This window comes from Citrobacter sp. Cm038, assembly GCF_030333105.1.
GTDB classification, from domain to species: Bacteria; Pseudomonadota; Gammaproteobacteria; order Enterobacterales; family Enterobacteriaceae; genus Citrobacter; species Citrobacter murliniae.
Map to the genome: position 1 here is coordinate 553,258 of NZ_JAOWGO010000022.1, position 20,698 is coordinate 573,955.

The 20,698-nt window shown below is 51.1% G+C and carries 22 protein-coding genes; 15 read left to right on the top strand and 7 right to left on the bottom strand.

Annotation, left to right across the window (positions count from 1 at the left end; all coding sequences use genetic code 11):
* Window positions 1-3: 3 nt before the first annotated feature.
* The 3 genes from aaeB to OGY01_RS13955 all read left to right on the top strand — a co-directional run bounded on the left by aaeB (window position 4) and on the right by OGY01_RS13955 (window position 3,816).
* Complete coding sequence (aaeB, locus tag OGY01_RS13945) at window positions 4-1,971, top strand: p-hydroxybenzoic acid efflux pump subunit AaeB (RefSeq protein ID WP_200010094.1); 1,968 nt, start codon at window positions 4-6, stop codon at window positions 1,969-1,971.
* An 88-nt stretch (window positions 1,972-2,059) separates the two neighbouring features.
* Window positions 2,060-3,508, top strand: coding sequence for an NAD-dependent succinate-semialdehyde dehydrogenase (locus tag OGY01_RS13950; RefSeq protein ID WP_284096993.1), 1,449 nt, complete (start codon window positions 2,060-2,062; stop codon window positions 3,506-3,508).
* A gap of 29 nt (window positions 3,509-3,537) precedes the next feature.
* Window positions 3,538-3,816, top strand: a complete 279-nt coding sequence (locus tag OGY01_RS13955) for a barstar family protein (protein WP_045448157.1) — start codon at window positions 3,538-3,540, stop codon at window positions 3,814-3,816.
* A gap of 56 nt (window positions 3,817-3,872) precedes the next feature.
* Here OGY01_RS13955 and yhcN read toward each other — a convergent pair whose 3' ends face one another.
* A complete protein-coding gene (gene yhcN / locus OGY01_RS13960) occupies window positions 3,873-4,139 on the bottom strand; it encodes a peroxide/acid stress response protein YhcN (RefSeq protein ID WP_045448153.1) in 267 nt (88 codons plus the stop codon).
* A 375-nt stretch (window positions 4,140-4,514) separates the two neighbouring features.
* Window positions 4,515-4,985, bottom strand: a complete 471-nt coding sequence (argR, locus tag OGY01_RS13965; protein WP_045448150.1) for a transcriptional regulator ArgR — start codon at window positions 4,983-4,985, stop codon at window positions 4,515-4,517.
* A gap of 435 nt (window positions 4,986-5,420) precedes the next feature.
* Between argR and mdh the strand changes: the two genes are divergently transcribed.
* A complete protein-coding gene (gene mdh / locus OGY01_RS13970) occupies window positions 5,421-6,356 on the top strand; it encodes a malate dehydrogenase (protein WP_048220470.1) in 936 nt (311 codons plus the stop codon).
* Window positions 6,357-6,455: 99 nt separating this feature from the next.
* Here mdh and degS read toward each other — a convergent pair whose 3' ends face one another.
* The 3 genes from degS to zapG form a co-directional block, all read right to left on the bottom strand.
* On the bottom strand, window positions 6,456-7,523 hold the full coding sequence (degS, locus tag OGY01_RS13975) for an outer membrane-stress sensor serine endopeptidase DegS (RefSeq protein WP_045448145.1): 1,068 nt from the start codon (window positions 7,521-7,523) through the stop codon (window positions 6,456-6,458).
* A gap of 90 nt (window positions 7,524-7,613) precedes the next feature.
* Entirely contained in the window at window positions 7,614-8,987 is a 1,374-nt protein-coding gene (gene degQ, locus OGY01_RS13980; protein WP_048220471.1) for a serine endoprotease DegQ, read from the bottom strand.
* A gap of 168 nt (window positions 8,988-9,155) precedes the next feature.
* The gene (gene zapG / locus OGY01_RS13985) at window positions 9,156-9,554 is read right to left on the bottom strand and encodes a Z-ring associated protein ZapG (protein WP_045448139.1); all 399 of its coding nucleotides are present in this window, start codon (window positions 9,552-9,554) and stop codon (window positions 9,156-9,158) included.
* Between the two features lie 192 nt (window positions 9,555-9,746).
* Here zapG and zapE point away from each other — a divergent pair, with 192 nt between their 5' ends.
* The 3 genes from zapE (at window position 9,747) to rpsI (ending at window position 11,929) form a co-directional block, all read left to right on the top strand.
* Window positions 9,747-10,874 carry a cell division protein ZapE gene (gene zapE / locus OGY01_RS13990; protein ID WP_045448136.1) on the top strand — a complete coding sequence of 376 codons (1,128 nt, stop codon included), beginning with the start codon at window positions 9,747-9,749 and terminating at the stop codon, window positions 10,872-10,874.
* A 218-nt stretch (window positions 10,875-11,092) separates the two neighbouring features.
* Window positions 11,093-11,521, top strand: a complete 429-nt coding sequence (rplM, locus tag OGY01_RS13995) for a 50S ribosomal protein L13 (RefSeq protein ID WP_003025141.1) — start codon at window positions 11,093-11,095, stop codon at window positions 11,519-11,521.
* A 15-nt stretch (window positions 11,522-11,536) separates the two neighbouring features.
* The gene (gene rpsI, locus OGY01_RS14000; protein WP_003025138.1) at window positions 11,537-11,929 is read left to right on the top strand and encodes a 30S ribosomal protein S9; all 393 of its coding nucleotides are present in this window, start codon (window positions 11,537-11,539) and stop codon (window positions 11,927-11,929) included.
* Between the two features lie 57 nt (window positions 11,930-11,986).
* On the opposite strand, the gene OGY01_RS14005 is transcribed toward rpsI, so the two are convergent.
* The gene (locus tag OGY01_RS14005) at window positions 11,987-12,247 is read right to left on the bottom strand and encodes a hypothetical protein (RefSeq protein ID WP_167493967.1); all 261 of its coding nucleotides are present in this window, start codon (window positions 12,245-12,247) and stop codon (window positions 11,987-11,989) included.
* Here OGY01_RS14005 and sspA point away from each other — a divergent pair.
* The gene (sspA, locus tag OGY01_RS14010; protein ID WP_135324142.1) at window positions 12,246-12,884 is read left to right on the top strand and encodes a stringent starvation protein SspA; all 639 of its coding nucleotides are present in this window, start codon (window positions 12,246-12,248) and stop codon (window positions 12,882-12,884) included. The genes OGY01_RS14005 and sspA overlap by 2 nt on opposite strands.
* 5 nt (window positions 12,885-12,889) lie before the next feature.
* Window positions 12,890-13,393, top strand: coding sequence for a ClpXP protease specificity-enhancing factor (gene sspB / locus OGY01_RS14015; protein ID WP_048220472.1), 504 nt, complete (start codon window positions 12,890-12,892; stop codon window positions 13,391-13,393).
* A gap of 44 nt (window positions 13,394-13,437) precedes the next feature.
* Here the strand turns inward: sspB and dcuC are convergent, their stop codons facing one another.
* A complete protein-coding gene (gene dcuC, locus OGY01_RS14020) occupies window positions 13,438-14,805 on the bottom strand; it encodes an anaerobic C4-dicarboxylate transporter DcuC (protein ID WP_286493256.1) in 1,368 nt (455 codons plus the stop codon).
* Window positions 14,806-15,164: 359 nt separating this feature from the next.
* On the opposite strand from dcuC, the gene nanR reads away from it, so the two are divergent.
* The 6 genes from nanR to nanQ all read left to right on the top strand — a co-directional run bounded on the left by nanR (window position 15,165) and on the right by nanQ (window position 20,658).
* Window positions 15,165-15,956, top strand: coding sequence for a transcriptional regulator NanR (gene nanR, locus OGY01_RS14025; RefSeq protein WP_045448125.1), 792 nt, complete (start codon window positions 15,165-15,167; stop codon window positions 15,954-15,956).
* Between the two features lie 134 nt (window positions 15,957-16,090).
* A complete protein-coding gene (gene nanA / locus OGY01_RS14030; RefSeq protein ID WP_048220474.1) occupies window positions 16,091-16,984 on the top strand; it encodes an N-acetylneuraminate lyase in 894 nt (297 codons plus the stop codon).
* A 110-nt stretch (window positions 16,985-17,094) separates the two neighbouring features.
* Entirely contained in the window at window positions 17,095-18,585 is a 1,491-nt protein-coding gene (gene nanT / locus OGY01_RS14035; RefSeq protein WP_045448119.1) for a sialic acid transporter NanT, read from the top strand.
* A gap of 47 nt (window positions 18,586-18,632) precedes the next feature.
* Window positions 18,633-19,322 (top strand): N-acetylmannosamine-6-phosphate 2-epimerase, encoded by a 690-nt coding sequence (locus OGY01_RS14040; RefSeq protein WP_286493257.1) that lies wholly within the window; start codon window positions 18,633-18,635, stop codon window positions 19,320-19,322.
* Window positions 19,319-20,188, top strand: a complete 870-nt coding sequence (nanK, locus tag OGY01_RS14045) for an N-acetylmannosamine kinase (protein ID WP_286493397.1) — start codon at window positions 19,319-19,321, stop codon at window positions 20,186-20,188. The genes OGY01_RS14040 and nanK overlap by 4 nt, the downstream gene beginning before the upstream one ends.
* Before the next feature lie 2 nt (window positions 20,189-20,190).
* The gene (gene nanQ, locus OGY01_RS14050) at window positions 20,191-20,658 is read left to right on the top strand and encodes an N-acetylneuraminate anomerase (protein WP_200041787.1); all 468 of its coding nucleotides are present in this window, start codon (window positions 20,191-20,193) and stop codon (window positions 20,656-20,658) included.
* The last annotated feature ends 40 nt before the right edge of the window (window positions 20,659-20,698 follow it).

Sequence of the window (20,698 nt, forward strand, 5' to 3'; positions counted from 1 at the left end):
GTGATGGGTATTTTCTCCATTGCCAATCAGCATATCCGCTTTGCGGTAAAACTGGCATGCGCCATTGTGCTGGCGCTGTTTGTTGGCTTTCACTTTCAACTTGAGACACCGCGCTGGGCGGTGTTGACTGCGGCAATTGTGGCGGCTGGCCCGGCCTTTGCTGCGGGTGGAGAACCCTATTCCGGCGCTATCCGTTATCGCGGTATGCTTCGTATTGTCGGAACATTTATTGGCTGTATTGCCGCACTGATCATTATTATCAGCATGATCCGTGCGCCGCTGCTGATGATCCTGGTGTGCTGCATCTGGGCCGGTTTTTGTACCTGGCTCTCCTCGCTGGTGAAGATCGAGAACTCCTATGCCTGGGGGCTTTCGGGCTACACGGCGCTGATAATCGTCATTACCATTCAGGCGGAACCATTGCTGACGCCGCAATTTGCGCTCGAACGCTGCAGCGAGATCGTGATGGGGATCGTCTGCGCTATTGTAGCCGATCTGCTCTTTTCACCCCGTTCAGTGAAGCAGGAGATCGATGTCGAGCTGGACAGCCTTCTGGTGGCGCAGTATCAACTTATGCAACTGTGTATTAAGCATGGCGACAGTGAAGAAGTGGATAAAGCCTGGGGGGATTTAGTCCGTCGTACTGCGGCGCTGGAAGGTATGCGCAGCAACCTGAACATGGAGTCCTCACGCTGGGTACGCGCCAACCGCAGACTTAAAGCATTGAACACGTTGTCGCTGACGCTCATTACTCAATCCTGTGAAACCTATCTTATCCAGAACACGCGACCGGACCTGATTACGGACACCTTCCGTGAGCTGTTTGATACGCCAGTTCAAACGGTGCAGGACGTACATAAGCAACTCAAGCGGATGCGGCGCGTGATTGTCTGGACCGGCGAGCGTGACACGCCGGTGACGATATATAGCTGGGCAGGTGCTGCGACACGCTACCTGCTGCTCAAACGCGGTGTTGTCAGCAATACCAAAATTAGTGCGATTGAAGAAGAGATCCTGCAGGGTGAGCCGGTAGTGAAAGTGGAATCCGCCGAACGTCACCATGCGATGGTCAACTTCTGGCGTACCACGCTTTCCTGTGTGCTGGGAACCTTGTTCTGGCTGTGGACCGGCTGGACGTCAGGTAGTGGCGCGATGGTGATGATTGCGGTCGTTACCTCACTGGCAATGCGTTTACCCAATCCACGTATGGTAGCGATAGACTTTATCTACGGCACGCTGGCAGCATTACCTTTGGGGGCGCTCTATTTTCTGGTGATTATCCCCAATACCCAGCAAAGTATGTTGTTACTGTGCCTGAGCCTTGCTGTGCTGGGATTTTTCCTCGGTATCGAGGTACAGAAGCGGCGTTTGGGCTCTATGGGGGCGCTGGCGAGCACGATTAACATTATCGTGCTGGATAACCCGATGACGTTCCATTTTAGCCAGTTCCTCGACAGTGCGCTGGGGCAGCTTGTGGGATGTGTGCTGGCGTTTATTGTGATTCTGTTGGTGCGTGATAACTCCCGTGACAGAACAGGTCGCGTGCTGCTCAATCAGTTTGTTTCAGCCGCAGTCTCCGCTATGACCACTAATATGGTTCGTCGAAAAGAGAATCACCTTCCGGCGCTCTATCAGCAACTGTTTTTACTGATGAATAAATTTCCCGGCGATCTGGCGAAGTTTCGTCTGGCGCTGACGATGATCATCGCTCACCAGCGTCTGCGTGATGCACCTGTACCGGTAAATGAGGATTTATCTGCGTTTCATCGTCAGCTCCGTCGTACTGCCGATCACGTTATTTCAGCTGGAAATGACGACAAACGCCGACGCTACTTTAGTCAGCTGCTTGAGGAGCTTGATATCTATCAGGAAAAATTAAACATCTGGGAAGCCCCGCCTCAGGTGACGGAGCCTGTAAAACGGCTTACGGGTATGCTGCACAAATATCAGCACGCCCTGACCAGCAGTTAAGAGTTAAAAACCGACGCCAGAAGCGTCGGTTTTTTTATGGCTATACTTATTCGATGTGCGTAAGCCATGACATCAGGAGGAAAAAACTATGCCTGGACTGCAGGAGAGTGAACTTTTTCAGACGGGATATCTGGTTAATGGGCAGTGGAAGACCCTGGATACCACCTTTGATGTGGTAAATCCGGCGACGGGGGAGGTCATTGCAAAGGTGGCGAAGGCGGGTAAGCAGCAGACTGAAGAGGCGATTGCTGCTGCCGCAAACGCTTTTCCGGCGTGGCGCGAAAAAACGGCGAAAGAGCGTTCGACAATCCTCTATCGCTGGTATGAACTGATCCTCGAAAACAAAAGCTGGCTGGGGCGTCTGATGACCATTGAACAAGGGAAGCCGCTGAAAGAAGCCGAAGGTGAAGTTGAGTACGCCGCCAGCTTTATTCAGTGGTTTGCGGAGCAGGCCAAACGCGCTAATGGTGAGATTATCCCTCCGATTAAACCAGGCTCGCGAATTCTCGCTACCCGTGAACCTGTTGGTGTAGTCGCTGCGATCACTCCGTGGAACTTCCCGATGGCGATGCTGACACGCAAACTTGGGCCCGCGCTGGCTGCGGGATGTACCGGGGTGATTAAGCCGGCCAACAATACGCCGCTCAGCGCGTTTGCGCTGCTAACGCTGGCGAAAAAGGCTGGTGTGCCCGATGGGGTGCTTAACGCTGTCGCGGGCAATACCCCGGAAATCAGTGATGCAATTATGGCTAGCCATAAAGTGCGTAAAATTTCCTTTACCGGCTCCACCGCTGTCGGAAAAACGCTGGTGCGTAACGCGGCCGACACGATGAAAAAAGTCTCGATGGAGTTGGGCGGCAACGCCCCATACATTGTGTTTGATGATGCCGATATTGATGCCGCGGTGCAGGGGGCCATCGCTAACAAATTCCGTAATGCGGGTCAGGTGTGCGTTAGTGTTAACCGCTTCTATATTCAGGAATCCATCTATGACGAATTTACCCGCAAACTGGCGGATGCTGTCCAGGCGCTGAAGGTGGGTAATGGTCTGGATGACGGTGTGGTGGTTGGCCCGCTGATCGAGCCTTCGGCAGTAGATAAAGTGCGGGAACATGTTGAAGATGCTATTGCAAAAGGTGCGACGGTTCTGGCGGGAGGAAAAGCGCATTCGTTGGGCGGTAACTTCTGGCAGCCAACGGTACTGAGCAATTGCAACGAAGAGATGAAACTTGCCCGTGAAGAAACTTTCGGACCCGTCGCGGCCTGTTTCCGCTTTAGTCGTGAAGACGAAGTTATTCAGCGCGCTAACGATACTCCTTTTGGGCTGGCTGCTTATTTCTATACGCAAAACCTGCAGCGTGTATTCCGCGTTTCGCAGGCCATTGAAAGCGGCATGATTGGTATCAACGAATGTGCCGTTTCAACCGAGCTGGGGCCATTTGGTGGGGTAAAAGAGTCGGGGTTAGGGCGTGAAGGATCGGTGCTTGGATTAGAAGAGTTTCTGCAAGTGAAGACCTTGCATATTGGTGGTCTGTAGAGTAACCGACGGCGGGATGGTGGCTATAGATGAATATCTATACGTTTGATTTTGACGAGATTGAAGATCAAAGTGATTTCTACCGGGAGTTTACGCGTACCTTCGGCCTGGCCCGGGAAAAGGTCAGTGACTTAGATTCTCTGTGGGAAGTGGTTGTCGGGGAAGTATTGCCGTTGCCGCTGGAGATTGAGTTTGTGCATTTGCCGGATAAGCAACGCAGACGCTATGGCGCGCTGATTTTGCTGTTTGATGAAGCGGAAGAAGAGCTGGAAGGGCAATTGCGCTTTAACGTTCGTCACTCATCTTAAGAGATAAAAAAAGCCCCCGGCAGCGGGGGCAAGTCGTCGGACTAGACGACGAGGGTTTATTTGTACAGTTCAGCAGTTGCGTGCCAGTGAGCCCCTTCACGGAGTTCAGTAACGCGATAGCTGCTGGCGCCCGCTTTTTCTGCTTTGGCGACAATTTCCTGACGCATATCCATTGGTGAGCTACCAATCTGAGACACAGAGATAGTACCCATGGATTGCAGATTCTGTGCTTCTTGTGAGTTCACCTGATTTACCGCAGCGCTTGCGCCGAAAGAGATAACAGACAGAAGGCTTAAGGTTGCAACAGTAGTTTTGATTTTCATGATATTTACCTCGTCGAATACTTTTATTGGGGTCTTCGTTTCGTGACCCTCATCACAGAATCAAGTATACACTAATCACTCAGTAAATTAATACCACGCTAATGGTTTCGTTGGGTGTTATGGGTTAAAAAATATATTTTTTATAACCAAACGGAATTAAAAATACGCTTCAGTACACCGGGATTAAAATAAGTTCAATAAAATCATATTGATATGTGATTTTGCAATTTGTGCGTTTTTGATGATTATCATTCACTATGTGAATGCTTTATAGCGGTTAAACGCACTATCTGTTAAATGATTAGTAGTGAAAAACAGTGGCGTGGGTATGAAAGGAAGGTTTTTCCCCCGCCGCATGATGCGACGGGGAAGGGGTTACAGCTCTTGTTCGAAGAGCTCCAGAATAGCTTCGTACAGATCTTTTACCGTAAAGCCCATCGCTGGGGTGGTGAAGATGGTATCGTCTCCGGCAATCGTCCCGAGGATACCTTCCGCTTTACCCAATGAGTCCAGCAGGCGGGCAATTAATTGTGCTGCGCCTGGGCTAGTATGAATGACCACGACAGCATCGTTATAGTCGATATCCAGTACCAGATTTTTCAGCGGGCTTGAGGTTGTTGGAACCCCCAGTTCTGCCGGGAGGCAGTACACCATCTCCATTTTTGCATTGCGGGTACGCACTGCGCCAAACTTGGTCAGCATGCGTGAAACCTTGGACTGATTGATATTATCAAAGCCCTGATCCTGCAACGCGAGGACGATTTCGCCCTGAGAGCTGAATTTTTCTTCTTTGAGCAGCGCTTTAAACGCCTTTACTAATTCTTCTTGTTTAGCCGAGCTTCGCATAAGTCACCCGTAATATGGCGGTAGAAACAACATTATTGTGCATACAGATGAATTTTTATGCAAACGGTCTGCCTCGTTCAAGGCTGAAATAATGTTATGAAAGAGCGGAATTTTATCAAATTTCGTTATCAAGAAACATGCCTGTGTCACGGCTCGCAAATAAGATTAAAAGTAAATTAAATGTTATCAAATTGATGTTGTTTTGAGAGGGCGGTAGGGTATATTGTCAACACCTGTTGGAAAGTTGCTCTACTGGGCGGTTGTTTTGAATTACGTAACTTAGGATTTATTTTACGTAAGTTAAATGCATAAAAGCCAAATTTGCGTGACTACGCATTCTTGACGCGTGGTTATTGAATTCGTTGGATTTGTGAATTAAGGTCGCCGCCGCGGAGCAATAGACATTTTGCTTATCAATATAATAAGGAGTTTAGGATGAAAGTTGCAGTCCTCGGCGCTGCTGGTGGTATCGGTCAGGCGCTAGCATTACTGTTAAAAACCCAACTGCCTTCAGGTTCAGAACTCTCCCTGTACGACATCGCTCCAGTAACTCCTGGTGTGGCCGTTGACTTGAGCCATATCCCTACTGCTGTGAAAATCAAAGGCTTCAGCGGTGAAGATGCCACCCCTGCACTGGAAGGTGCTGATGTGGTTCTGATCTCTGCGGGTGTCGCGCGTAAGCCGGGTATGGATCGTTCCGACCTGTTTAACGTTAACGCAGGCATCGTGAAAAACCTGGTGCAGCAAGTTGCTAAAACCTGTCCAAAAGCATGTATTGGTATCATCACTAACCCGGTGAATACGACCGTTGCTATCGCTGCAGAAGTGCTGAAAAAAGCAGGCGTCTACGATAAGAACAAACTGTTTGGCGTAACTACGCTGGACATCATCCGCTCCAACACTTTTGTTGCGGAACTGAAAGGCAAACAGCCTGCCGATGTTGAAGTTCCGGTAATTGGTGGACACTCTGGCGTGACCATTCTGCCACTGCTGTCACAAATTCCTGGTGTGAGCTTCACCGAGCAGGAAGTTGCTGACCTGACCAAACGTATCCAGAACGCGGGTACCGAAGTTGTGGAAGCTAAAGCTGGTGGCGGTTCTGCAACCCTGTCTATGGGTCAGGCTGCGGCACGTTTTGGTCTGTCACTGGTTCGTGCCCTGAATGGCGAAAAAGGCGTAGTGGAATGTGCGTACGTTGAAGGCGATGGCCAGTATGCGCGCTTCTTCTCTCAGCCGCTGCTGCTGGGCAAAAATGGTGTGGAAGAGCGCAAGTCCATCGGTAAACTGAGTGCATTTGAACAGAATGCACTGGAAGGTATGCTGGACACGCTGAAGAAAGATATTACTTTGGGCGAAGAGTTCGTTAAGTAATGCTTTCGTGTCGACCAGATAAGACGCTTCTGCGTTGCCATCAGGTTTGACGTATAAAAAAACCGGAGTAATCTCCGGTTTTTTTACATCCCAATTATACTAATTTGTTGCCGGGTATTCCTGAACCGTCACCTGGAGCGTCAACTGTTTATCATCGCGCATCACAATGACTGAGATAACCGACCCGGGGCGAATTTCAGCCACTTGATCCATGGTCTCCAGGGCTGATACCGCAGGTTTATTGTTGACCGAGATAATCAGGTCGTTAACCTGAATACCTGCCTGCGCTGCCGGACCATCCGGGGCGACTTCGTTAACCACTATCCCCTGAATTTGATCCATCCCACTGCCCTGAGCATGCAGCGGAGCAATCTCACGACCACTAATACCGATGTACCCACGAATAACGCGTCCGTCACGAATCAGCTTATCCATGATTTTGGTTGCCAGCTGGAACGGAATGGCAAAACCAATCCCTTCAGGTGTTTCGCCATCGTTACTTTTATCAAATGACAGCGTGTTAATACCCATCAACTCACCCAACGAGTTGACCAGCGCGCCGCCCGAGTTACCGTGGTTGATGGAGGCGTCTGTTTGCAGGAAATTTTGCCGCCCTGTTGGGTTCAAACCAATACGACCAGTGGCGCTGATGATCCCCTGGGTGATTGTTTGCCCAAGGTTGTACGGGTTCCCGATGGCGAGAACGACATCGCCAATATGCGGAACGCGCTTGTTATTTATTGGGATGGTTGGCAGTCCGCCAGAAGCGTTGATCTTTAGTACCGCAAGGTCGGTCAGCGTGTCGGAGCCGACAAGCAGGGCTTCAAACACACGCCCATCTTGTAAAGCGACGATGATTTGGTCGGCATCATTGATAACGTGTTTGTTGGTAATGATATAGCCGCGTTGATCCATGATAACGCCCGAGCCGAGTGTACGGATCTCGAGCTGGTTATGCGTCGTGCTATTCATACTGCGGTTGTAAACGTTAACCACGGCAGGCGCAGCGCGACGAACCGCCGGATTATAGCTGGCGGGTGTTTCATCTGCACTGTCGAACTGTGGTGCGGAAAGCGTATTAATTTTGCGCAGAGAGGGCATCGCGGCCAGCAGAATGGCGCCGACGATTAAACCAATCGCGACCGAACGTAAAAGCTTCACAAACATGATGGCGGCGTCATTAAAAAAGGGAACGGCAGCAGCATATCACGAGTTTACCGGACATCACACGGCAGGCTGATGTCCGGTTCGCATAGGTTAACGCAGGAGCAGATAGATATTATCGTTACCGCGTACCACCTGCAGAGCAATAATCGATGGTTTCGCTTCCAGGACTTTGCGCATTTCAGCAATCGAGTTCACGCGATCGCGGTTAACACTGATGATAACGTCATCTTTGTGCAGACCGGCCTGCGCGGCAGGGCTGCTTTTTTCGACGTTATCAATTTTGATGCCTTTAGTGCCGTCTTTTAACTGACCATCGCTGAGCGTTGCCCCCTGTAGCGCAGGTGCAATCATTTCTGCGCTGGCAGATGACGATGTGCTGGTGTCCAGGGTGACTTCAACTTCCAGTGGTTTGCCGTTACGTAGCAGTCCCAGTTTAACTTTGGTACCCGGCTCGGTTGTCGCGATGCGCGAACGCAGTTCAGCGAAACTGTTGAGTGGTTTGCCGTTGAGACTGGTAATGACATCACCGGATTTCACTCCAGCCTTCGCAGAGCCGGAGCCAGGCAGAACTTCGCTGACAAACGCGCCGCGCTGCACATCCAGTTTGAACGCTTTGGCAATATCGGCAGTCATTTCCGTGCCTTTAATACCCAGCAGGCCGCGTTTGATTTCACCAAACTGCATCAACTGCTGAGCCAGCGTGCGCGCCATGTTGCTTGGGATAGCAAAGCCAATACCGATACTGCCGCCGCCCGGAGCCAGAATGGCGGTATTAATACCGATCAGCTCACCATTCAGGTTCAGCAATGCGCCGCCGGAGTTACCGCGGTTAATAGATGCGTCGGTCTGAATAAAGTTTTCCAGACCCTCCAGGTTCAGACCGCTACGGCCTAACGCCGATACGATACCTGAAGTTGCCGTTTGTCCCAGTCCGAACGGGTTACCGACTGCTACGGCGAAATCACCTACACGCAGTTTGTCGGAGTCGGCGATGGCAATTTGCGTCAGATTGCTGGGGTGTTGAATTTGCAGTAGCGCGATATCGCTCTGCTCGTCGCTACCGATAAGCTTGGCGTCGAACTCGCGGCCATCATTAAGCTGGACACTGATTTTTTGTGCCTGATTAATGACGTGATTGTTGGTTAAAACATAGCCTTTTGCGGCGTCAATAATAACCCCCGACCCCAGACCTTCGAACGGTTGCGAAGGTTGGTCTGGCAGTTCATCGCCAAAAAACTTTTTGAATTCTTCCGGGACTTTCTGTCCCTGTCCCTGAACGGCGGTACCCTCGACCCTCACGCTAACGACAGCAGGTAACACTTTCTCCAGCATTGGGGCGAGGCTGGGGAGCGCTGCCTGACCGGGAACCTGGCCGGGTATCGACGCAATGGCCTGAAACGGCGCCGAGAGAGTTAACCCGACACTTAACGCTAATGCACTCAACAGCTGGGTTTGTTTTTTCATTGATCCTGCTCTCGTACCTTGAGTAAACGGAAGATGATTCAAAACAGTTTGATGTTATTGAATTTTGGGTTTGGTCACAATGCGGCTAACGACTAAATAATAGCTGGGAAGGGAAGAGAAGCGGAGGGCGCAATTGCTGCGCCCAATAAATTTCTTAACGATGTGCAGTTAGTCGCGCTTTGCGCCACTACGCAGCAGGCCGGACGCCCCTTCGGAATAGTCACGCGGCATTTGAACCGGAGCCTGATCGTTGCCTGCTTCAGACTCTGCCAGACGATTACGGAATGGGTTGGATTCCGGTGACATACCTGGAAGAAGGTTGCTGGAGCTTTTCGCCATATGCTGATAGATCTGACGATAGTCGTCCGCCATGTTGTCCAGCAGCTCAGCGCTGCGGGCAAAGTGGCTCACCAGTTCCTCACGGTATTCTTCCAGCTCAGCTTTGTTTTTTTCAAGTTCGTACTGCAATGCCTGCTGTTGGCGTAATTTACGATTACCAAAACGCATGGCTACAGCACCAATAATGATACCGACGACTAACCCAATTAGCGCATATTCCCAGGTCATGAACATCTCCCGTTGTCTTTTGTTTCCGTAGGGTGTTGGCTTTAGGCTCCATGCCTGCGCCTGATTATGCCACTATAACCGCTAATCCCGTAGAAGTGGAATCCCGTCTTTATATCGCGTAGTGTAGAACGGCCTTTTTTTCGTCAACCGTGAGCGACGGCACATCGATTCTCAAGGAATAACAATAACATCATGCAAAGCCTTTCCCCGACATCGCGTTACCTGCAGGCCCTCAACGACGGCAGCCATCAACCTGACAACGTACAACAAGAAGCTGTGAATCGGCTGGAAACTATTTTCCAGGAACTCACAACCCGAACACGTCCTGTGCCGCAGGAGAGTGGGCTGATGGCCCGTTTTGGTAAATTGTTGGGTAAACGTGAGCCGACGGAAAATATGCCGGTACGCGGGCTGTATATGTGGGGGGGAGTGGGGCGTGGGAAAACCTGGCTGATGGATCTGTTCTACCATAGCCTGCCGGGTGAACGTAAACAGCGTCTGCACTTTCACCGCTTTATGCTGCGCGTGCATGAAGAACTTACCGCTCTGCAAGGTCAAAGTGACCCGCTGGAGGTGATTGCCGACCGTTTTAAAGCCCAGACGGATGTGCTGTGCTTTGACGAGTTTTTTGTTTCAGATATTACCGATGCGATGCTGCTCGGTGGATTAATGAAAGCGCTGTTTGCCCGTGGTATCACGCTGGTTGCGACCTCTAATATTCCGCCTGATGAGCTGTACCGTAATGGCTTGCAACGCGCACGTTTTCTGCCCGCTATCGAGGCAATCAAACAGTATTGCGACATCATGAACGTAGATGCTGGCGTTGATTATCGTCTGCGTACGTTAACGCAGGCGCATTTATGGTTATCGCCACTTAATGATGAAACTCAGCAGCAGATGGATAAACTGTGGCTGGCGTTAGCGGGCGCGAAAGGTGAGCATGCTCCGACGCTGGAGATAAACCATCGCCCGATGCCGACGTTAGCCGTAGAAAACCAAACGCTGGCGATTTCGTTTACCACGCTCTGCGTCGATGCGCGTAGTCAGCACGATTACATTGCGTTGTCGCGCCTGTTCCATACGGTGCTGTTATCTGATGTACCAGTGATGACACCGTTGATGGAGAGCGAAGCACGGCGTTTTATCGCGCTGGTTGATGAGTTCTACGAGCGCCATGTCAAACTGGTCGTGAGTGCGGCATCCCCCTTATATCAGATCTACCAGGGTGAACGCCTGAAGTTTGAATTCCAGCGCTGCTTGTCGCGTTTGCAAGAGATGCAAAGCGAAGAGTATCTGAAACGGGAACATTTAGCGGGTTAAACCCGCCGCAAATCACATAAAGGGGTCGATCTTTGACCCTGACTTCTCTATAATCTTGCGACCCCACGTTACGAGAGAGTTTTTTTCCCAAAACTTTCTATGTGCCGGCATAGGCTATTCGAAGGGGTAGGTTTGCTGGACAATGTCGTGTGAACCTCAACTGACAAAACGTTTGGGTGTTCACCAACGTGTAACTTATTTATTTGGGTAAGCTTTTAATGAAAACTTTTACAGCTAAACCAGAAACCGTAAAACGCGACTGGTATGTTGTTGACGCGACCGGTAAAACTCTGGGCCGTCTGGCTTCCGAACTGGCTCTGCGCCTGCGCGGCAAGCACAAAGCGGAATACACTCCGCACGTAGATACCGGTGATTACATCATCGTTCTGAACGCTGACAAAGTTGCTGTAACCGGCAACAAGCGTACTGACAAAGTGTACTATCACCACACCGGTCACATCGGTGGTATCAAACAAGCGACCTTTGAAGAGATGATTGCTCGCCGTCCTGAGCGTGTGCTTGAAATCGCGGTTAAAGGCATGCTGCCAAAAGGCCCGCTGGGTCGTGCTATGTTCCGTAAACTGAAAGTTTACGCTGGCAACGAGCACAACCACGCGGCACAGCAACCGCAAGTTCTTGACATCTAATCGGGATTATAGGCAATGGCTGAAAATCAATACTACGGCACTGGTCGCCGCAAAAGTTCCGCAGCTCGCGTTTTCATCAAACCGGGCAGTGGTAAAATCGTAATCAACCAACGTTCTCTGGAACAGTACTTCGGTCGTGAAACTGCCCGCATGGTAGTTCGTCAGCCGCTGGAACTGGTCGACATGGTTGAGAAACTGGATCTGTACATCACTGTTAAAGGTGGTGGTATCTCTGGTCAGGCTGGTGCGATCCGTCACGGTATCACCCGCGCTCTGATGGAGTATGATGAGTCCCTGCGTGGCGAACTGCGTAAAGCTGGCTTCGTTACCCGTGATGCTCGTCAGGTTGAACGTAAGAAAGTCGGTCTGCGTAAAGCACGTCGTCGTCCTCAGTTCTCCAAACGTTAATTGGTTTCTGCTTCGGCAGAGCTCAATTTGCGAAAAAACCCGCTTCGGCGGGTTTTTTTATGTATACTCGCCGCGAAGATCCACGGTAATGTGCTGATTGCCACCTCTTTTTCCCCATTTCCAGAATCGACTCACCACAAAGGTCACAAAATCTGGTAAACTATCATCCAATTTTCTGCCCAAATGTCCGGTATCGTTCATTTTTTGTTTGTATTTTGAGCAATAATGGCTTTCCCGAATATGGGTGACACCACTTCTGACTGGCCATATATAGTGGCTGGTAGCAGTAAAATTCTGAATATACCTGGAGGTTTTCATGGCTGTCGCTGCCAACAAACGTTCGGTAATGACGCTGTTTTCTGGTCCTACTGACATCTATAGCCATCAGGTCCGCATTGTGCTGGCTGAGAAAGGTGTTAGTTTCGAGATTGAGCATGTGGAGAAGGACAATCCACCTCAGGATCTGATCGACCTCAACCCGAATCAGAGCGTACCGACACTGGTGGATCGTGAGCTGACCCTGTGGGAATCTCGCATCATTATGGAATACCTGGATGAGCGTTTCCCGCATCCGCCGCTGATGCCGGTTTACCCGGTTGCGCGTGGTGAGAGCCGCCTGTACATGCAGCGTATCGAAAAAGACTGGTACACGCTGATGAACGTCATCGTGAACGGTTCTGCTTCTGAAGCTGATGTCGCTCGTAAGCGACTGCGCGAAGAGTTGCTGGCGATTGCGCCAGTATTTGGTCAGAAACCGTATTTCCTGAGCGATGAGTTCAGCCTGGTAGATTGCTATCTGGCACCACTGCTGTGGCGTTTACCGCAGCTGGGTATTGAATTCAGCGGTGCAGGTTCGAAAGAGCTGAAAGGATATATGACTCGCGTCTTCGAACGTGACTCATTCCTGGCTTCTCTGACTGAGCCTGAACGTGAAATGCGCCTGGGCCGGGGTTAATCTGTATGGATTTGCCACAACTATCACCGCGCCGTCCGTATCTGCTGCGTGCATTTTATGAGTGGTTGCTAGACAACCAGCTTACGCCGCATCTGGTGGTGGATGTGACGCTCCCGGACGTGCAGGTTCCTATGGAATATGCGCGTGATGGGCAAATTGTTCTGAATATTGCACCGCGTGCAGTTGGGAACCTGGAACTGGCTAACGATGAAGTGCGCTTTAACGCGCGTTTCGGCGGAGTACCACGTCAGGTTTCTGTGCCGCTGGCTGCTGTTCTGGCAATTTATGCTCGTGAAAACGGTGCCGGTACGATGTTTGAGCCAGAATCCGCCTATGACGAAGATGTCGCCAGCCTAAACGATGACGACAACGAAGCTCCTGGCTTTGAGAGCGAAACGGTCATGTCCGTCATTGATGGTGATAAACCTGACAACGGCGACGACAATGACCCGGATGATACTCCACCGCCTCCTCGTGGTGGACGTCCAGCGCTACGCGTAGTTAAATAAAAAAAACAGGCCCTTTGGGCCTGTTTTGTTTTCTGCGTTCGGAATTAGTAAAACAGCGCGATTGTGGCGATCATATTCACCGCAAATCCTACGGCCATTGGGATCGCCGTACGTTTAACCACTTCAAAAGGCGATACCCCAGCGATGCCTGATGTCACGACAATGACTGCGGTGATCGGTGAAACTGCGCGTGCCAGCGTGGTGGCGAAATGCATAGGCATAATCATTACGACAGCCGGAATATGCAGCCCGGCAGCGATATCCGGGATCAGGCTGGCAAAAGACATAAACGGCGCGTTGCCGGACCCCATTACGATTGCGCAGGCAGCAATAACCACAGCCATAATGATCATCACCCCGATACCGCCGAGCCCGGAGTGTTCCGCTCCTTTAATAACCGCATCGACGGTGCCGATAGTGGTCAACCCTTTAGCAAAGATCTCGCCTGCCACCACCAGTGTAACGACATTCGCAAACTGCGTGCCCATGCCGTCGAAAAAAGCCTGCACATCGTCCATTGTTTCGCGCAGATTGTGTTTGCGAAGGAACTCTACAAACATGGTCACTGTCATGCTCAACAGCATCACCACCACCAGATTAAGTTCTGCTTTCATCAATCCCTGATGCGCAAGGAACAGCGAACCCAGCATCAGGATCAGCGGCATTACCGGTAAAATGGCGTAATAGAGCGGTGGTACATCTTCGAGCCTCTTTTGTTCGGCGAAACCTGCGCTATCCGGTAACGCTTTTCTATCAAACTGGCGCTGCACGAAAAAATGCGCAATGGCAACGGCAATAATTACGCAGGAAGCCACTGGTAACTGGTAATGGAAGAAGTAGGTGGCGATTTTCATTCCTGCCACTTGTGCGGCAAAAATTGAGTTGGTTTCCAGAATGCCCCATTCAATCGACATTGAAGTGGCAATAACTGCCACCGCAGACAAACGGCTCACACCAAGGCTGACTAATGTCGGGAAGAGCGTGACCATCAGTAGCATGCCTAACCCGGAGGCGCTGGTTATGAACTGTGCCATGATCTGGCCGATCACATAGGTGGCGGCCAGAACGATGTAAGGTGATCGGATAACCTTAAGAGGTCGACTTAACAGGCTAACCATGGCTCTACTGGCTCCCATCCTGTCCATATAGCGGGCATAACCGCCCACCGCCATGATTGACAGTCCAAGTCCTGCGGCCCGGCTTGAGAGCATACGCAGAATTTCGTTATAAATATCGACCAGCAAATAGCCGCTGCTTTTATCAGGCGTGACCAACGCACCGTAGCCCAGCCAGACCCCGCAGATCATTAGAAAGATCCCGGCAGCTGCCAGTACCACTTGTGGTTTGTAGTTTTTGAGGATCAGATAACCCATCGTTAATAAAACGATGACAGAGATAATGATGCCGAACATTTTTTCACTCCATGGCAGAGAAGAACATAAATCCGGTAATTACATTGTTATAAATGCGGATGTTATATTTTTTCTGCGCCTTTTTATGGAGTGGATATCTTATTTTTTATTCAGAGTTTAAAATGTTTTTCGTTTTAAAATAGATGGTTATGATAATTTTTCACGATCATGTTCGCTAATTTCATAAATAAAATATAGTGTTCTGTAATTAAATTTAACCTGAATGTTTTTATGATAAATAATATTTCTATTTTGTATATTCACAATGTGCCAGCTTTGCCGGGCGACCATCATTACACCCTGCTTTCGATCCTGTGTTAGGATGAACTCGCTGTTGTTTGTCACCTCGACTTAGCGGAATGGACCCTATGAACGCATTTGATTCGCAAGCTGAAGACTCTCCATCGACCATTGGCCGTAGCTTACGTAACCGTCCACTGGCGCGTAAAAAACTGTCTGAAATGGTTGAAGAAGAGCTGGAACAGATGATTCGTCGCCGGGAATTTGGCGAAGGTGAGCAGTTGCCGTCGGAACGAGAGCTGATGGCTTTCTTCAACGTGGGTCGTCCTTCCGTGCGGGAAGCGCTTGCTGCGTTAAAGCGTAAAGGTCTGGTGCAAATCAACAATGGCGAACGTGCCCGCGTTTCGCGCCCCTCTGCAGATACTATCATCAGTGAACTGTCCGGGATGGCGAAAGATTTCCTCTCGCATCCGGGAGGCATCGCTCACTTTGAACAGCTACGGTTGTTCTTTGAATCCAGCCTGGTGCGTTACGCTGCGGAACATGCCACTGACGAGCAAATCGATCGGCTGGCGAAAGCGCTGGAGATCAACAGCCAGTCGCTGGATGACAATACGTTGTTCATTCGTTCGGACGTTGATTTTCACCGAGTACTGGCGGAGATCCCTGGTAATCCTATCTTTATGGCGATCCATGTCGCGCTGCTGGACTGGCTGATTGCGGCTCGTCCAACCGTTGCCGATCAGGAATTGCATGAACACAATAGCGTGAGTTATCAGCAGCATATTGCCATTGTCGAGGCCATTCGCCAGCACAATCCTGATGAAGCTGACCGCGCCTTACAAGAACATCTCAACAGCGTATCCGCCACCTGGCACGCTTTCGGTAAAAATAAAAAATTGCGAAAGTGATCGCGATCCTGACGATCGTTTAGTGAGGCAGATCGCACTATAAGCGTTCTGTATTGTATTGCTGCTTATTTGATCTGGTATAACAGGTATAAAGGTATGCAGTCAGATAACACTAATCATCGACAGAGGTAGTTATGGCAAGAGATTTAAAAGGCGTAATGCCGGCGTTGTTGACTCCGTTCGACAACCAACAGCGACTGGACACTGAGAGTTTGCGTCGTCTGGTGCGCTTCAACATTGAGCAGGGTATTGATGGGCTTTATGTCGGTGGTTCTACCGGTGAAGCCTTTGTACAGAGCCGTGCTGAAAGAGAGCAGGTGCTGGAAATTGTTGCTGAAGAAGCGAAAGGTAAAGTCACTTTAATCGCGCACGTTGGCACAATCAGTACCGAAGAGAGTCAACAACTGGCGAGCGCCGCGCATCGCTACGGCTTTGATGCAGTCTCCGCAGTCACTCCGTTTTACTATCCGTTCAGCTTCGAAGAACATTGCGATCACTATCGCGCAATCATTGATTCCGCTGATGGCTTACCAATGGTGGTGTATAACATTCCAGCACTGAGTGGCGTCAAACTGACGCTGGATCAGATCAACACACTGGTGACGCTGCCGGGTGTTGGCGCACTGAAGCAAACCTCTGGCGATCTCTATCAGATGGAGCAGATCCGTCGTGCGCATCCTGATCTGGTGCTTTACAACGGTTATGACGAAATTTTCGCTTCTGGCCTGCTGGCTGGCGCTGATGGCGGAATCGGCAGTACCTACAACATCATGGGATGGCGTTACCAGGGAATTGTGAAAGCGCTCAAAGAAGGCGACGTCCGGACTGCACAAAAGCTGCAAACCGAGTGCAATAAGGTTATCGATCTGCTCATTAAAGTCGGCGTATTCCGTGGTCTGAAAACGGTCCTGCACTTTATGGACGTGGTCTCCGTACCGCTGTGCCGTAAACCGTTTGCTCCTGTAGATGAAAAATACCTGCCAGAACTGAAAGCATTGGCTAACCAACTGCTGGCGGAAAAGGCGTAACAGCGTATAGCCGGGGGCGCTTCGTTTGCCCGGCCTACATATGTCGATCGTAGGCTGTATAAGGCAACGCCGTCATCCGGCACAACAACAAAAATCGTCGGGAGAGTAAAATGAGTACTTCTACCCAGAGCATCCCGTGGTATCGCCATCTCAACCGTGCGCAATGGCGGGCATTCTCAGCCGCATGGCTGGGATATTTGCTGGATGGTTTTGATTTTGTGTTAATCGCCCTTGTGCTGACGGAAGTACAAGGTGAATTCGGGCTGACGACGGTGCAGGCTGCCAGCCTGATTTCAGCAGCCTTTATTTCTCGCTGGTTTGGTGGACTGATGCTGGGGGCGATGGGCGACCGTTACGGGCGTCGTCTGGCAATGGTCACCAGTATTATTCTCTTCTCTGTGGGAACACTGGCCTGTGGTTTTGCGCCGGGTTACACCACTATGTTTATCGCTCGTCTGGTTATCGGTATGGGGATGGCGGGTGAATATGGCTCCAGCGCGACCTATGTTATTGAAAGCTGGCCTAAACACCTACGCAACAAAGCCAGCGGTTTCCTGATTTCTGGTTTTTCTGTGGGGGCGGTGATAGCCGCTCAGGTTTACAGCCTGGTGGTTCCGGTCTGGGGATGGCGCGCGCTGTTCTTCATTGGCATCGTACCGATTATCTTCGCCCTCTGGTTGCGCAAAAATATTCCGGAAGCTGAAGACTGGAAAGAAAAACACGAAGGCAAAGCGCCAGTGCGCACAATGGTGGACATTCTCTATCGGGGTGAACATCGGGTTATCAATATACTGATGACCCTCGCTGCTGCGACCGCGCTGTGGTTCTGCTTCGCGGGTAACCTGCAGAATGCGGCAATCGTGGCGATCCTCGGGCTGATATGCGCCGTCATCTTCATTAGCTTTATGGTGCAAAGCAGCGGTAAGCGCTGGCCAACGGGCGTGATGTTGATGGTGGTTGTGCTGTTTGCCTTCCTCTATTCGTGGCCGATTCAGGCGCTGTTGCCAACCTATCTTAAAACTGAACTGATGTACGACCCTTCAACGGTTGCCAGGGTGCTGTTCTTTAGCGGCTTTGGCGCGGCGGTTGGCTGTTGCGTCGGCGGCTTTCTTGGTGACTGGCTGGGGACCCGAAAAGCCTATGTCTGTAGTCTGCTGGCATCGCAATTGCTGATTATTCCGGTGTTTGCGATTGGTGGTACAAACGTCTGGGTACTGGGGTTGCTACTGTTTTTCCAGCAAATGCTTGGGCAAGGGATCTCCGGGATCTTACCGAAACTGATTGGCGGTTATTTCGATACCGATCAGCGTGCGGCGGGTTTGGGCTTTACCTATAACGTCGGTGCATTGGGTGGAGCGCTGGCACCGATCATCGGGGCGCTGATTGCACAACGTCTGGATCTGGGGACTGCGCTGGGATCGCTTTCGTTTAGCCTGACCTTTGTGGTGATCCTGCTGATAGGCCTCGATATGCCGTCCCGCGTGCAGCGCTGGCTGCGACCGGAAGCGCTGCGCACGCATGATGCCATTGATGGTAAACCGTTCAGTGGAGCTGTGCCGTTTGGCGGTGATAAAAGTGCTTTCGTGAAATCAAAAGGTTAATCCGTTTGCCCGGTCCTGATCCGGGCAATTTTCGTAAGGGAAGAAGTATGTCGTTACTTGAACAACTGGATAAAAAAATTGCCGCTAACGGCGGACTGATTGTTTCTTGCCAACCTGTTCCTGACAGCCCGCTGGATAAACCTGAGATCGTTGCTGCCATGGCGCTGGCGGCAGAGCAGGCCGGCGCAGTGGCACTGCGTATCGAAGGTGTGGAGAACCTGCGTGCTACTCGCGCAGTGGTTTCGCTGCCGATTATTGGCATTCTTAAACGCGATCTGGATGATTCCCCGGTACGTATTACCGCTTTTTTAGAGGATGTTGATGCGCTGGTGCTGGCTGGCGCGGACATTATTGCCATTGATGGTACCGATCGTGTGCGGCCTGTACCTGTTGCAACGCTGCTGGCACGCATCCATCAGCATCAAAGGCTGGCGATGACAGACTGCTCCTCGCTGGAAGATGGTCTGGCATGCCAAAAACTCGGGGCTGAAATTATCGGTACCACGCTTTCTGGTTATACAACGGCAGAAACACCGGAAGAACCAGACCTGGCACTGGTGAAAGCGTTGAGTGATTCTGGTTGCCGGGTGATTGCTGAAGGGCGTTACAACTCTCCTGCACAGGCTGCTGAAGGGGTGCAACATGGTGCATGGGCCGTCACGGTCGGCTCTGCCATTACCCGACTGGAACACATTTGCCAGTGGTACATAGCAGCAATGAAGAAGGCGATGTTATGACTACGCTGGCGATTGATATCGGCGGCACTAAACTGGCTGCCGCGCTAGTGGATAGCGACCTGCAAATCCGCGATCGCCGTGAATTACCTACGCCAGCCAGTAAAACACCGGATGCGCTGCGGTCCGCACTAAAAGCGTTGGTTGAGCCGCTGCAGACGCAGGCAACGCACGTAGCCATTGCCTCGACTGGCATTATCCGTGATGGGGTACTGCTGGCGATTAATCCGTTAAATCTTGGTGGGCTGGTGCACTTTCCACTGGTGCAGACGTTAAATGATCTGACTGGTTTGCCGACGATGGCGGTTAATGATGCACAGGCAGCTGCGTGGGCGGAATATCGCGCTCTTGCTGATGAGATAAGTGATATGGCGTTTATCACCGTTTCGACCGGCGTTGGTGGCGGTGTAGTCAGCAACGGTAAATTACTTACCGGGTCCGGTGGCCTGGCCGGGCACCTGGGGCATACGCTGGCCGATCCGCACGGGCCGCTCTGCGGTTGTGGACGCGTGGGCTGCGTGGAGGCTATTGCCTCAGGTCGCGGGATTGCCGCCGCCGCTCGGGATGATCTCGCCGGATGTGATGCGAAAACTATTTTTGCGCGTGCAGCCCAGAGGCATGAGCAGGCCATGCGGTTGGTTGCGCATTCTGCAGCGGTTGTCGCCCGATTGATAGCCGATGTGAAAGCGACAACTGACTGCCAGTGCGTGGTCATTGGCGGCAGTGTCGGGCTGGCTGAAGGGTATCTGGCGCTGGTGGAGTCTTATCTGGCACAAGCTCCCCTGGCCTATCACGTGAAATTACAGGCGGCACATTACCGCCATGACGCTGGATTACTGGGGGCTGCATTGTTAGCCCAGGGAGAATGATTATGATGTCAGGTGATTTGCGTACGCTACCTTCTGCCGGATTACACCCGGTATTACATGAGGCATTAATGCTGGCCGTTGCGGCAATACCGCAGGAAAAAGCGCCCGGAAGCTATGAGCTGCAGGGTGATGATATTTTTATGAATGTCATGCAGTTCGTCACGCAGCATCCAGAACAAAAGAAAGCGGAGCTGCATCAGCAATACATTGATATCCAGGTGTTGCTGGAGGGTAAAGAGCGCATTCTGTTTGGTACGACAGATTCTGCTCGTCAGTGTGAGGCGATTCATGTTGAAGAGGATTATCAACTTTGCAGCCAGATTATCGATGAGCAAATGATCACGTTGAAACCCGGGATGTTTGCGATTTTTATGCCGGGCGAGCCTCATAAACCGGGCTGCGCGGTCGAGACTCCTGCGGAAATCAAAAAGGTCGTGATTAAGGTACGTGCCAGCTTATTACACGTTTGACAGGAAACAGTTGTATATGGGGGGCCGCAGTCTGAGCGCC